At 58.5% G+C, this 803-nt stretch carries 1 pseudogene; it reads right to left on the bottom strand.

The window, feature by feature from the left end:
• Positions 1 to 404: 404 nt before the first annotated feature.
• Positions 405 to 546, bottom strand: a pseudogene (locus F6X37_RS37740) (DUF5131 family protein); the annotation flags it as partial.
• Between the last annotated feature and the right edge of the window lie 257 nt (positions 547 to 803).

Genomic DNA, 803 nt, shown 5'->3' with positions numbered 1-803 from the left:
GGCAGCAACCGCGCCACCGCTCTGTCCTTGAATGTCTTTCCGTAACGCGCCAACTTGTTCTCTCTTTATCGCCCCCAGATTCCAATTTTATCCAGGCGACAACCATTGTGACGCGGGGGGGGGGGCCGCGAAATACATGCTGCTGACCCTATCGAAGCCTGGGATAAGGTTAAGGAAGCGATCGCGCATGACATTGAGTCGCTGACCGGCGTGGTCGAGTAATTCGTTGTCACGTTGTACCTTGCGGGAATTCGTCATGCGTGCGGCCGTCGAGCAGGCGGCCGGCAGCTTTTTTCCGACACGCAGAAGTTGCTGTCAATCGATCGCCGCCATGCGAAAGCTGCCTGTGAGATCGCGCTCCGATCCGTCATCGGCCAGTGCGTAGCTTTCTTGATCCGTAGAGGCGGGAAGCCATTCGCCCCATTGCTTGAAAAGGAACGGCACCCTGGCCGCTGCGCACTGGTCGCGCAGCGAGCGAGCCCAATCCGGATGCATCGGCCGTGCGCCCGGGCCGCTTTCACCGCCGGCGATCACCCAGTCGATACCTCGCAGATTGCGTGCTGGAGCGTAGATGATGTTGTTGTTCATGTCGGACCATAGGGCTCCCGCCTGTTTCTCTCTTGTCATCCCTCCAGGGTGCCAGGTTTTGACCGGAAGTTCCTAACACCGTCTAGGCCGAATGGCACTTACTTAAGCCCGTGGAGCGTGCCCATATTTTTGGACGCGCTCACGTGCGATGTGACGAGGCTCTTTCAGCCATGGGTAGGACTTCGGTCTTCGTTTGCGCATTCGTGGTTCGATGC

Origin of the sequence: Paraburkholderia sp. 31.1 (assembly GCF_014397645.1) — a bacterium.
Lineage (GTDB): Bacteria > Pseudomonadota > Gammaproteobacteria > Burkholderiales > Burkholderiaceae > Paraburkholderia > Paraburkholderia tuberum.
Note: the sequence above shows the minus strand (reverse complement) of the source record. Positions and strands in the feature narration are given on the sequence as shown.